15 protein-coding genes are annotated in these 12540 nt (G+C 38.9%); 5 read left to right on the plus strand and 10 right to left on the minus strand.

Annotated features, from left to right (window positions below; genetic code table 11):
* Window positions 1–978 carry a TraB/GumN family protein gene (locus Q0976_RS04300; protein WP_299491335.1) on the minus strand — a complete coding sequence of 326 codons (978 nt, stop codon included), beginning with the start codon at window positions 976–978 and terminating at the stop codon, window positions 1–3.
* Window positions 979–1102: 124 nt separating this feature from the next.
* Here Q0976_RS04300 and Q0976_RS04305 point away from each other — a divergent pair, with 124 nt between their 5' ends.
* Window positions 1103–1414, plus strand: a complete 312-nt coding sequence (locus tag Q0976_RS04305) for a prephenate dehydrogenase (RefSeq protein WP_299491337.1) — start codon at window positions 1103–1105, stop codon at window positions 1412–1414.
* A gap of 54 nt (window positions 1415–1468) precedes the next feature.
* Here Q0976_RS04305 and Q0976_RS04310 read toward each other — a convergent pair whose 3' ends face one another.
* Window positions 1469–2011 (minus strand): DUF3016 domain-containing protein, encoded by a 543-nt coding sequence (locus Q0976_RS04310; RefSeq protein ID WP_299491339.1) that lies wholly within the window; start codon window positions 2009–2011, stop codon window positions 1469–1471.
* Window positions 2012–2088: 77 nt separating this feature from the next.
* Window positions 2089–2598 carry a DUF4240 domain-containing protein gene (locus Q0976_RS04315; protein WP_299491488.1) on the minus strand — a complete coding sequence of 170 codons (510 nt, stop codon included), beginning with the start codon at window positions 2596–2598 and terminating at the stop codon, window positions 2089–2091.
* A gap of 144 nt (window positions 2599–2742) precedes the next feature.
* Here Q0976_RS04315 and Q0976_RS04320 point away from each other — a divergent pair, with 144 nt between their 5' ends.
* The 3 genes from Q0976_RS04320 to Q0976_RS04330 all read left to right on the plus strand — a co-directional run bounded on the left by Q0976_RS04320 (window position 2743) and on the right by Q0976_RS04330 (window position 4631).
* Window positions 2743–3135: a hypothetical protein gene (locus tag Q0976_RS04320; RefSeq protein ID WP_299491341.1), complete on the plus strand. Its 393-nt coding sequence runs from the start codon at window positions 2743–2745 to the stop codon at window positions 3133–3135.
* Window positions 3136–3422: 287 nt separating this feature from the next.
* Window positions 3423–4217, plus strand: a complete 795-nt coding sequence (locus tag Q0976_RS04325) for a response regulator (protein ID WP_299491343.1) — start codon at window positions 3423–3425, stop codon at window positions 4215–4217.
* 138 nt (window positions 4218–4355) lie between these two features.
* Window positions 4356–4631 (plus strand): HU family DNA-binding protein, encoded by a 276-nt coding sequence (locus tag Q0976_RS04330; protein WP_248940100.1) that lies wholly within the window; start codon window positions 4356–4358, stop codon window positions 4629–4631.
* A 65-nt stretch (window positions 4632–4696) separates the two neighbouring features.
* Here the strand turns inward: Q0976_RS04330 and Q0976_RS04335 are convergent, their stop codons facing one another.
* From Q0976_RS04335 to Q0976_RS04360, 6 genes are all read right to left on the minus strand, one after another.
* The gene (locus Q0976_RS04335) at window positions 4697–6082 is read right to left on the minus strand and encodes a sodium:alanine symporter family protein (RefSeq protein WP_299491345.1); all 1386 of its coding nucleotides are present in this window, start codon (window positions 6080–6082) and stop codon (window positions 4697–4699) included.
* Window positions 6083–6448: 366 nt separating this feature from the next.
* On the minus strand, window positions 6449–7675 hold the full coding sequence (gene arsJ, locus Q0976_RS04340; RefSeq protein WP_299491347.1) for an organoarsenical effux MFS transporter ArsJ: 1227 nt from the start codon (window positions 7673–7675) through the stop codon (window positions 6449–6451).
* Window positions 7669–8679, minus strand: a complete 1011-nt coding sequence (locus tag Q0976_RS04345; protein WP_299491348.1) for an ArsJ-associated glyceraldehyde-3-phosphate dehydrogenase — start codon at window positions 8677–8679, stop codon at window positions 7669–7671. Before Q0976_RS04345 ends, arsJ begins: the two co-directional genes overlap by 7 nt.
* Window positions 8680–8713: 34 nt before the next feature.
* Window positions 8714–9058: a metalloregulator ArsR/SmtB family transcription factor gene (locus Q0976_RS04350; RefSeq protein ID WP_299491351.1), complete on the minus strand. Its 345-nt coding sequence runs from the start codon at window positions 9056–9058 to the stop codon at window positions 8714–8716.
* A gap of 125 nt (window positions 9059–9183) precedes the next feature.
* Window positions 9184–10407, minus strand: coding sequence for an L-2-hydroxyglutarate oxidase (gene lhgO, locus Q0976_RS04355; protein WP_299491353.1), 1224 nt, complete (start codon window positions 10405–10407; stop codon window positions 9184–9186).
* Window positions 10408–10418: 11 nt separating this feature from the next.
* A complete protein-coding gene (locus Q0976_RS04360) occupies window positions 10419–10874 on the minus strand; it encodes a hypothetical protein (RefSeq protein WP_299491355.1) in 456 nt (151 codons plus the stop codon).
* Window positions 10875–11235: 361 nt separating this feature from the next.
* Here Q0976_RS04360 and Q0976_RS04365 point away from each other — a divergent pair, with 361 nt between their 5' ends.
* Complete coding sequence (locus Q0976_RS04365) at window positions 11236–11943, plus strand: aspartate/glutamate racemase family protein (RefSeq protein ID WP_299491358.1); 708 nt, start codon at window positions 11236–11238, stop codon at window positions 11941–11943.
* Here the strand turns inward: Q0976_RS04365 and Q0976_RS04370 are convergent.
* Window positions 11940–12437, minus strand: a complete 498-nt coding sequence (locus tag Q0976_RS04370) for a GNAT family N-acetyltransferase (RefSeq protein ID WP_299491360.1) — start codon at window positions 12435–12437, stop codon at window positions 11940–11942. The genes Q0976_RS04365 and Q0976_RS04370 overlap by 4 nt on opposite strands.
* Window positions 12438–12540: the final 103 nt, after the last annotated feature.

Genomic DNA, 12540 nt, shown 5'->3' on the forward strand with positions numbered 1-12540 from the left:
TCATTTTACTTGAGTATTAAAGCAATCTTGCTGCCAACAATTTTTAATTGTTGCTCCTTTTTTAAGGAGCACACTTTGAATATTTTTATCTCCCACTAAATGCCCTACTCCAACCACCACAAACAAAACGTCTAGATCTTGATTGTTAAGTAACCGCTCAATGCCTAAGGCCATGGTTTGATTGCGTTGCCAAAGTAGTTGACTAATTAAACTCGAAGGTTTTGCATTGGACGTTAATTCAGTCAAAGAACCTTCACTGTCAGTAACGGTTTTTTCTTTCATAATGTCTCTTTTTATATTCTCATTTGATTCAATTAGTTGACCTTCAATTAATGTGGTTAAAAGCGGTTCATTTCCTTGCCGCCAAGCATCAACTAAAAGTAACATGTCTGCTCTACTGGTATGAATTGACTCCTTCAACATGTTCCATTGGATCTTGCCAGAAAAAGATGCAAGCAAGCTTAATTGTGCTTCCGTTGACTCCAATTCATACAGGGGTCTATCGCCATTTTTCCTCATCAAGGTGACATCCACACCAAACTGTCCCGATAACCCCATAGAGCCGTATCGCATCAAACTTATCTGCAACGCCTGTACCCAAGGTGAAAAATCAGCGATCTGCGCACAAAATTGAGCTCGACTTTGACAATATTGAGTTAATAGTGATTGCACTTCTTTATTGATAGGGTATTGCTTGCGTCCATATTTCAACATCAAAGGTAAAATCTCATCATTATTAGGCTTTGCCTCAACCACCAATGCAGACGCAAGAGAAAAAGCACGCTCAACCTGTAAAGGTAAAGGATAAAAGTCGGCTTGCCCAATATGAATAGAGCCAAAAAGGTATGCCGTTTTACCTTTTATATTAATCTGATATAACAGTGGGTTATATCCTACTTTTGCCATGCTTTGTACACTGACAAAGCTCAAGCTGAAGATCACGACACACATCAATCGATACATTTGGCTAAACGCCATTATTATTTATCCTTATCATTAAACAGCTTAAAAAATATAAAAATTAGACCAATTTACCCTCTTGGCTTGTTGCCTTTCCAATGACACTTTATAATTCCGACAAATACCGTAACTAGAGGCTGTTATGCCGCATACCAAAGTGCAGGCTCAACTGCAAAACAATCTGCAAACGGCTTATCGCCAAGCGCTCGATGCTGACAAAAAATTAGATGAATTAAAAAAGTCGGGACATGTAAAGTTCTCGGCTATTTTCAAAAAAGAACAACATTTCAGCACACAAAGCGATCGATTCAAGCCTTATGTTCAAGAACTCGCAACTGAAATGGAAGCACTACCAGAAGAAAAAGAGGCCTTCACTCAAGCATTGAACCAATTCCTGCCTAAGCTTGCCTTACTACTACAAACACTAGAAGCCTTTAAGAAAAATACAAAATAAATGCTACTTTTGTCGCCATTAAAGAAACACACTTCTAATGGCGACAATAGTCAGCTAATTTGGGCTAGGTAAATGAGGCTCGACTTTCGTTAATAACCACGATTTTAATAATGCATTTTCATAACTCAACGATTTCTCATTAGGCTTTTTTAAGCCATGCATGAAATTTAAGTCAGTCAGTTTTTCATCCCCGACCATGATGACTTTATCTCCTTCAAGTACACTATAACTAAACGCAATTTTTGGTGGAAATACGGGCTTAACGACTCTTATATCATTAGGCGTTGCACCAAATGTTGACTGAACATCTCCAGCTAAATCAAGATTGGTTACAATCAACTCTAATCTTAAATCAGGACTTAATGTTTGTTGAGCCACCTTGGCTAAATTATCAGTCAGTGCTTTAAACACCCTTTTCTCATACGCCGCTTGCTTCCCACTCACTGATTTTACATCTGTATAGTCTTGAGGACTATCCCACTCTATTGTCACATTCCCTGACTTTGTCACTAAATCTGCTCCAACACCATCTATTGCCCAAATTGAAAATGGCATAAACGAGAACAAGACTAAACATAATAGATGCTTATATTTCATAAGATAATCCTTACTGTTTATTGAATAACCCTATTTAGAGCCAAAAAATACTGATTAATTCACTCATTCAAACAACATTAAAAAGGGAACATTGCACTTAAACAAGGGTAATTAGATTTTAAGTGCTTCTTTTTGTGAGAAAACTTCTTCCCATCAGGTTGGCTTAACCCTGAAGGTATAAAAGGCAGTTCATCATCATTTCGTGCTTCATAAATTTGCCCTGCAATTAAGTCATACTCATCAAGAAAGGGATAAGCATAACCATCTTTCATCGGCCAGTGCTCAAGCAATCCCAAATCATCAGCATTTTTCAATACTTTCTCATACCATTCTTTACCCAAAGAAATAAGAAAACAACGAAACTCTGAAAAAGCATACTCAGAATCACAACCAGTAATAACATAAGCAGCCCCCCAAATAGTCCAAGTATAGCTGCGGCGCATCTGTTGCCCAAAAATCTTATCAAATGCTTTTAATTCTAGATCAGATAATAAGGATAGCTTTTTTTTCAATTCTTCAGCTAAATCCTCCTGTGTCTGGTTAGCAGTCGTGCGCGTTACAATCGCCCAAAAATCAGCTTCTATCATGTCAGTCTCTATCAGGTGGGTACCCATGTATTTTATCTAACTCTTTATGTAATACGCAAAACAAATCAGCCCTAGATCTTACCCATGCAATTTCTTACACTATGGCTTTGCACTATACTCCCTTTAAATTATAAAAATAAACTCATGAATATCACATTTAAAAAGCCTCCTCTGCCTTTATTGCTATTACTCACGCTCTATTTGATTGTCGCCATTTTTGCGATTATTAGGAGTATCAATATACAGGCTGTAGATTTATTCACATTAGGAGTTATCCCCGTCATTGTGGGGTTAGTATTACGCACACCATGGGCCAGTATTATTTTTAAACTTTACTTAGCTATTCAGACGCTTGGTTTTATCGCCTTCGGTATTACGGCTCTGGTTGCCTATCAAGTTACGCCTGAAGATGTCAAAGTCATTTTTAATGATCGTTTGATCCCCATGCAATATTTAATTCCCGCCATTTTTTGCGCATTAACCTTTCAATATTGGGTCGCTTTTTCAAGACAAACCAAAAAATACTTAATACACTAGGGGATATTGATCTTTGGGAATTGTTTCTGCAGCAATTTGTGGCGTATTTATACAAGGCAGAGCTGATACTGTGAAGTTATTCTACAATAGCACCGTAAAAAAGCACCATAAACGCTCGTGTTTTACTCTTTGTTGAGAGCCCTTGTATTTAAAAAAGGGGCTTAGAATGACTAAGCATCACACCTTTCGCCGCGAATAGAACACGTTTATCTCGAACATAATTTAATCACCAAAGAACAACAGTCCCAAAAATATAAAACAACAAAAATAAATTACGAGAAAATGTCATGAATGAATTATTGCCCAGTGACTTATCAATACTACTCATTGAGGCCTCTGATCTACAAAGAAAAATTATTAGCCGTTACTTAAATAAAGAAAATATACAGCAGCTCCAAACAGCAAAAAACATGACTCAAGCATTGCATATCATTGAACGCCACCCACCTGATTTAATTGTCAGTGCCATGCATTTTAATGATGGAACTGCCCTTGATTTGCTCACTAAAATAAACACGACTCCACAATGGAAAAATATCCAGTTTATGCTCGTTTCAAGTGAAAATAGAAAAGAACAATTGGATATTTATCGTCAATCAGGTGTGGTCGCTATTTTACCAAAACCTTTTACTTCCTTACATTTAGGCAAAGCGATTAACGCCACAATTGACCTACTAAGCTATGATGAAATCGAGTTAGCGCATTTCGATGTACATCACATCAGAGTATTACTTGTTGATGATAGCCACTTAGCTCGAAAAATGATAAAGCGCACCATAAACAATTTAGGGATTAGCAAAATAACCGAAGCGAAAGATGGCAAAGAAGCAATCCATTTCATGCAACAACAAATGTTTGATTTAGTCATCACAGATTACAATATGCCCTCTATCGATGGCTTAGCACTCGCCCAATTTATCCGTTTACAGAGCCCACAACCTTATATTCCGATCCTAATGGTGTCATCTCAAGCAAATGATGCTAACTTAAATAATGTACATCAAGCGGGGGTCGATGCATTATGCGATAAGCCCTTTGAACCTAGGCTTGTTAAGAATATTATCTATCAATTACTTGAATAAAATTAGCAAAATGTCGTTTTACCGCCTATTTTTAACTTTTATCGTTAATTCATCAAGTAAATTGCTTTTAATATGCTTGAGCTTATGGCATGTTACATAGTGCAATTATTAAATCTACGGAAAGAAGAGACAATTCAAATGAATAAAACTGAACTTGTTGCAAAAATGGCTGAATCAGCGGATCTCACTAAAGCTGAAGCTGCGCGTGCACTTAAATCTTTCGAAGAAACCGTCGCAGAAGCGATGAAAAGCGGGGATAAAATTTCCATCGTTGGTTTTGGTTCTTTTGAAACTTCAAGCCGCGCTGCTCGTACAGGACGTAATCCACAAACGGGTAAAGAAATTCAAATCCCAGCGGCAATCGTTCCTAAGTTTAAAGCCGGTAAAACATTAAAAGATAGCGTTAACAGCTAAGTTGTCTTTATGATATAAAAAACCTCCAATAATTTGGAGGTTTTTTTATGTCATGGCTTTACCACCTATAGCGGTTCATTCACTCCATCAACCACTTCTGTATTGTCTTTATTATCAAAATACTCTCGAGTTAATTTAAACACCACAGGACTAAGTAAACCCAATGCGATTAAATTAGGTAATGCCATCATGGCATTTAACGTATCGGCCAGTAACCAAACAAATTCGAGTGAACTCATCGCCCCAAGAGGTACAACAACAATCCATAAAATTCTAAAAGGCTTAACAGCTTTAACACCAAATAAATATTGCACACACCGCTCACAATAAAAGCTCCAACCGAGAATAGTCGTGAAAGCAAAAACACTTAATGCAATAGCCACCACATAATGACCAACGGGTAGAGCAGAAGAAAATGCTAAAGATGTGAGAGACGCTCCAGTTTCACCAGACGTCCATGCACCGGAAACCACAATCGCCAATCCAGTAATGGTACAAACAATTAATGTATCAATGAAGGTGCCCAGCATAGCCACTAAACCTTGCTTAACCGGATTATTGGTTTTAGCAGCACCATGAGCAATCGGCGCGCTTCCAAGACCAGCCTCATTGGAGAACACTCCCCGTGCTACACCAAAACGAATAGCAGCCCATACCGCCGCCCCCGCAAACCCACCTTGAGCCGCAACGGGGCTAAACGCACTTTGTACGATTAACGTAAAAGCAGCTGGAATTTGAGAAAAGTTCATCACCAACACGGCAAGACCCGCACCAATATAAAAAATGGTCATTAAAGGGACTAATTTACCTGCCACTTCAGCAATACGTTTAATGCCCCCAATAAGTACCGCACCGACTAATAACATTAATACTAAGCCCGTTACCCAACTAGGAATACCAAAATTCGTCGTTAATGCATCAGCAACAGAATTGGCTTGTACTGTATTACCAATACCAAAGCCCGCAATAGACCCAAATAAAGCAAAAGCGGTGCCTAACCAAGCCCACTTTTTCCCTAACCCATTTTTTATGTAGTACATAGGACCACCCACACTGTGGCCCTCAGCATCGACTTCTCGATACTTTACGGCTAAAACGGCCTCTGCGAATTTAGTCGCCATGCCAACTAATGCCGTACACCACATCCAAAAAAGCGCCCCAGGACCACCAATAAAAATAGCCGTTGCCACTCCCGCTATATTACCAGTCCCTATGGTTGCCGATAATGATGTCATTAAGGCATTAAAGGGGCTTATCTCACCTTTAACATTACTGTCTTTGCTTAACGCTCTTCCAGACCATAATAATTTAAAGCCAGTGCCTATTTTTAAAATAGGCATTAGGCGTAAGCCCAAAGATAAAAACAATCCCACGCCTAAAATCATAATAAGCATAGGCGTTCCCCAGACAACGGCGTTTATCGCACTTATTAATTCGCTCAGCCTTTCCATTGTACCCTCTCAATTTGTTGTTATATTCTGCCAAGTTACTACATCCCTTCAGATCCAACCCCACAGCCAACAATGACATAGCAAAAACAGTAAAAAACAGCTAAAAATCTCACGTATTTTGTATATCAGTGCTTTGAAGCCTTGAGTTTTCATAAATAGAAGGAATAACCGACTTAGTCAGATAATATGGATATTCATTTTTATTATTCTCCCCAAAACAGCTAAAGCTAGCATCTTCAATCTGTTTAAGGGCTACGCGACAGGTGTCACTAATCCACACAGATTACATGGAATGAAGTCAAATTGAAAAACAAAGCTGATAAATAACGCATTAATAAAAAATTTTTAACTTGTTAACATCTTTATTTATGTTGAAGAATGTGTTGCACGCGGCAAGAACAATGACAAAATAACCGTCAAGACTAAAAAAAACACAGCCATATAAAGGCATGCTTGTAAACCTGATATCTGATAAAGCCAACCCGATAGTACTGTTCCCACCAATCGCCCTACCGCATTAGCCATATAATAAAAACCAATATCCAAAGAGGCCCCTTCCTCTTTGGCGTAACTTACAATTAAATAACTATGAAGAGATGAATTGACAGCAAAAGCAATACCAAAAACAACCAACCCAGAAACAATCACCCATTCTGTTGGCAAAGCCGGTAATGCCATCGAAATCGCGATAAATGCCATGATGATGACCAATAGCAATGCCCATAATAAAGCTGTTAATCCATCGGTTACTTTTCTTTTTCCTTGAGTAATCTTAGGGGCTTGAGATTGCACTATGCCATACACTATCACCCATACTGCTAAAAAGGTACCGACATCAACTTGAGCCCAGCCTAATTGGCTCGACAAAAACACAGGCAAAGCCACGACAAACCACACATCTCGAGAGGCAAATAAACATAAACGCGCCACGGATAATAAATTAACCGAATGACTGGTGGAAAAGACGTCATTAAATTTAGGCTTTGTTTTTGTTTTACCTAACTCTTCTTTTAATAGTCGTATACTCAATGCCCAGATAAAAGCCAACGTAACGACCATGACAATAACCGCACCTGTAAACCCTAAGATAGAAAGCAATAACCCACCAAGAAAAAAGCCCACACCTTTTAGGGTATTTTTCGATCCTGTTAACCAGGCCACCCACTGATAAAGCGCTCCACTACTATTTTTAGGCACTAAGGTTTTAATGGCGCTTTTAGCGCTCATTTTATTTAAATCCTTAGCGACTCCCGATAGGGCCTGCACCGCCATGACCCAAGGTACAATAAGCCAATCTAATGGAACCAACAACATCGATAAAGCAACAACTTGCAAGCCTAACCCGATATTCATAGTACGATTGAGCCCAATTCGTGCCCCTAACCAGCCCCCCATTAAGTTAGTGATCACGCCAAATAATTCATAAAATACAAATAACATAGCAATAGACAATGCATCATAACCTAACTGGTAAAAATGCAGCACCACCAGCATTCTCAATGCACCGTCAGTCAACGTAAAACACCAATAATTGCCTGTGATAAGCAAATACTGCCTAACCGTTACTGGCAAGCCTCTGACATAAGCTAACAAGGGTCTAACCGTCCTATCATACGAACCAATTCAATGGTGCGATTAATATAACCCCATTCATTGTCATACCACACATAGAGCTTAAGTTGAGTGCCATTCACCACCATGGTCGAAGGTGCATCAACAACACATGAACGAGGATCCGTTTTATAATCAACGGATACTAAAGGCCGCGTTTCAAAACCTAAGATCCCTTGTAGAGCATTTGCAGCAGCCTCTTTAAATAACACATTCACTTCGCTTTCGGTCGTACTTTGTTCAAGCTCAAATACACAATCTGTCAAAGAGGCATTGGCTAAAGGTACTCGCACAGCATGGCCATTAAGTTTTCCTTTCAACTCAGGAAAAATATGAGTGATCGCCGTGGCACTGCCTGTCGTCGTGGGGATCAAGCTTTGACCACATGCTCTAGCACGACGTAAGTCCTTATGGGGAGCATCTAAAATAGTTTGAGTGTTGGTAATATCGTGGATTGTCGTCATCGAGCCATGTTTGATACCTAAAGCTTCATGAATAACTTTCACAACAGGTGCTAAACAATTAGTTGTACACGATGCCGCCGTCACAATAGGATGTTTGCTGGGATCATATAAAGATTCATTCACGCCCATGACAATATTCAGTATTCCCTCCTCTTTGACAGGGGCTGTTACAACAACTCGCTTCACGCCTTGTTTTAAATAAGCACTTAATAATGATTGCGTCTTCATTTTACCCGATGCCTCAATCACGACATCACACTCTGACCAATCTGTTTCAGCAATACTCTGCTGATGGCTTACTTTAAGCTGCGTATCGCCAATATAAATGTGATTATCCATTCCTTCAGCCTGATGCTGCCAAGTTCCATGGATAGAGTCAAAATTTAATAAATGAGCTAACGTCTTGGCATCACCAGCCGGATCGTTGATGTGTACAAATTCAAACTCTGGCCAATCCCATCCTGCTCTCAAGGCCAAGCGCCCCATACGGCCAAAACCATTAATACCTATTTTTATTGCCATAATTTAATCCACTCTTCTTTTTATTATCAATAAATTAACAACAATCAAGTTGGCGTTCAGGGCGACTCCCCATTTGAGCTAACCGTTTTATATTCTCTTTAGAACTCGACAATTGTGCAGCACAAATCGATTGTATCGTCTCGCTTGCCCAGGAAGGTAACTGAGGATCCATATGATAAAAAACCCACTGACCTTGCCGCCTATCTAATAACACACCTTGTTGACGTAATAAGGCCAAATGGCGTGAGATTTTGGGTTGACTAAGATTTAATGCCGCCATCAATTCGCACACACATAATTCATTCTCCGTCGCGATAAGCATAATAATCTGCAAACGAGTTTCATCGCTTAACGCCTTAAAAAAAGACACTGGGGACACTTAATTTCACCTTTTGATGACAGTGGTAGGAACACCTGAGAATAAAAAAGTATACAATATGGATATACGGATATCCATATATTTAATGAATTATCGATACTAAAAAGATTTGAAAAAATCAAAACTCAATCTTTATCCATAACTTTATCGACGATATAACGCGCAATAGGTAATGCTGATGTTGCTGCAGGAGAAGGCGCATTACACACATGAAAAGTATGCTGGCTGGATTGAAAGTGAAAATCTGACAATAACTCCCCCTTTAATGAAATGGCCTGCGCTCGAATACCACAAGGATAAGGTTGTAAATCGCTCAATGTAATACTGGGACAATACTGATTCACTCGCTTTAAGTAGCCTCTAGCCCATATTGAATTTTTTACCTCACTGAATACAGATCGCCAATATCGACCAATTACACGCCAAAAACCTGCATAACCCATTATTTTAAGGCATTCCTGGAACTCCCAATCCCATTTTTCATAGCCCTCTCGTTTCAAGCTCAAAACAGCATTAGGTCCCACAGTAACAGTGCCATCAATCATTTTAGTCAAATGGACACCTAAAAATGGCATACTAGGATCAGGAACAGGATAAATTAAATGATTAACCACCTGATTATATTTTTCATTTAATACAAAATATTCACCTTTAAAAGGTAAAATTCGAAAGTCAGCTTTAATACCACTCATGGCAACCAAGTTATCCGCCATCAACCCCGCACAACTGATCAATTGCTTAGCTTCAATTTTTCCAGCTTCCCATTGTACGTGTACGCGCTTATCTTCTTTAATCGACAAAATATTCGCTTCAAAACGTATCTCTCCTCCTCGAGATATAAACTCTTTTGCCATGACTTGTACGATTTGTTGATAATTGACAATAGCGGAGTCAGCAACCCATAAAGCAGCCAGTCCCGATATATTCGGCTCTCTTTGCTTCAGGCTTTTAGCATCCAATTTATCAACCGCAATGCCATTCGCCTCGCAGCGCTGCTTAAGCGTATCCAGTTGACTGAGTTCCTCCATTTTCGTGGCAACAATTAATTTGCCACATTCTTCAAATGGAATAGCATGTTGCCGGCAAAATGCTTTTGTTTCTCGGTTGCCCTGAGTGCAAAATTTCGCCTTTAAGCTACCAGGAGAATAATAGACCCCAGCATGGATAACCCCTGAATTACGCCCTGTCTGATGCAAAGCAACTGCCGCTTCTTTTTCTAACACGACAATATTGGCTTGTGGTTGACGCTGTTGTAATTCACATGCCGTGGCCATGCCAATAATTCCAGCACCAATCACTACATAATCATATTGATCCTGTTTTGAGACGAAATCAGCTGATGATGTCATAATGCTACCTTTTATACCCAAGTGAGTGTTGAAGATTCGACTTTAATTGTTAACGGATCCCCATAATGAATATGTTCAATCTTGGCCGTTACAATTTCAATCACAGTTCTTTTTTGAAAGTGGCCTAATTTTGTGTCTGGATGAGGATAATAAATATATCCAATTTGCCATGTATTACCATTAAAAACGAAGCACTTAAAAAAAGAAAATGACTCCGAAGGAAAGTACTCAGCCCATTTTATATCTTTAAACTCAAAATCAGGAAAAGATAACGAAAATTCATATTCAATATCAATATTTAAAGTGCCTGAATAACAAAAAGATAAATCTAAACCTTCCTTCAAAAAATAAGGGCTTTGTATCGCAATGGTTCCTTCTGTATAGGGGCTATCTGTAGCCAACCCAGAAGCGACCTGATACCCAGGTACTAATATCCCATCAATTTCTTTCAAATTAATTTCTGTCATACTCCTCACAGCCCCTTCAAGATAATATCCCTCACAAAAAAATACGATGTCAATATTATACAATACTGTATAACCTATTTTATTGGATACTTAACCTGAACTCGGAATAATGAGTGTCAAAGAACATTGGTAATCCATTAAAAGTCAATAGGTTAAAATCAGTCCCGTTATTCTTTATTATTTAATTTGGCTAAATACCGCTGTTTTTGTCTATATCAAGGCGGGATTTCGTGTCTAATAGTGGACTATTAGTAGAAAACACAACATAGATAGGGGCAAAAATAGCGCTATTAAGCGGCGCTGCTTATCCCGAGTTCAGGTTACTTAATATAAAGAAAATCCATCAAGGAAATACACCAAAATGAAAACCATCGGTTTATTAGGCGGTATGAGCTGGGAGTCCACCATGAGCTATTATCAAGGGCTCAATCAAGGTATTAAAACTAGGTTGGGAGGATTAAATTCGGCAAAAATAGCTTTATGGAGCGTTAATTTTGCCGAAATAGAAACACATCAACGTTTAGGGGAATGGGACAAAGCAGCCAATATCCTTATTAAAGCTGCACAGCAAGTTGAAGCAAGCGGCGCAGATTTCTTACTGATCTGCACTAATACCATGCATAAGGTCGCCTCGCAAATAGAAGCCGCGATTGATATCCCTCTGTTACATATTGCCGATCCCACCGCTAAGCAGCTCATTAAAGATAACATCACAACAGTGGGGCTACTCGGCACACAATTCACAATGGAAGACCGTTTCTATAAAGGACGCCTAGCAGAAAAATTTGCTATTGAAGTTATCACACCGAATTCCGCAGACAGACAAACCGTACATAATATTATTTATCAAGAACTTTGCTTAGGGATCCTAAATAATACTGCCAGACAGCACTATATCAATATTATCGACAAGTTACATCAGCAAGGTGCACAAGCCATTATTCTTGGGTGTACTGAAATTGGCTTGCTCATCAATTCAAACGACACAAAAGTACCATTATATGATACGACTCAACAACATGTGCAAGCTGCTGTTGATTTGGCTTTAAGTCGCTCATTGACAAATTAACTCGCTAACTGATAGAGCACGACATCAACATCACCTAAGGGATCTTGATGTAAATAGGTTTTCACATAAGTCATACCCAGCTTCTTCATGATATTAATTGAAGCATCATTGTATTCATTTGCTATGGCGCTAAAATTCAAGCTGGGCTCTTGCTGCAGTAACACATGCATGAGATGTTTTGCGGCTTCACTTGCATAGCCTTTTCCCCAAGCTGACTGAAAAAATCGCCAACCTAATTCCAAGTTATTCCATTGAGGGGCCTTTGAAAAAAAGTCCATTGGCCTAACAATAATCCAGCCAATCTCTTGCTGTGTTTCGATAACCGTCACTTTCCACATCCCCCAACCTTTGACGCTATTTTTATAGCGATTCATTCGAGGTAGCATAATGTTTTGTATATCCTCACGGCAGGTTTTATTACCACCATTGATATAACGCATCACTTCAGGATCGAGATCTAATTGATATAAAAATTCAGCATCGGTATCATCCATTAAACAGTAACTTAAACGGGTAGATTAGCTCACAAGCATCAGACGTCCTTTTCTTATTGATTAATAACAATACTTTATTGAAGAAGCAATTATTATTCAAGTT

The organism is uncultured Shewanella sp. (genome assembly GCF_947501665.1).
Lineage (GTDB): Bacteria > Pseudomonadota > Gammaproteobacteria > Enterobacterales > Shewanellaceae > Shewanella.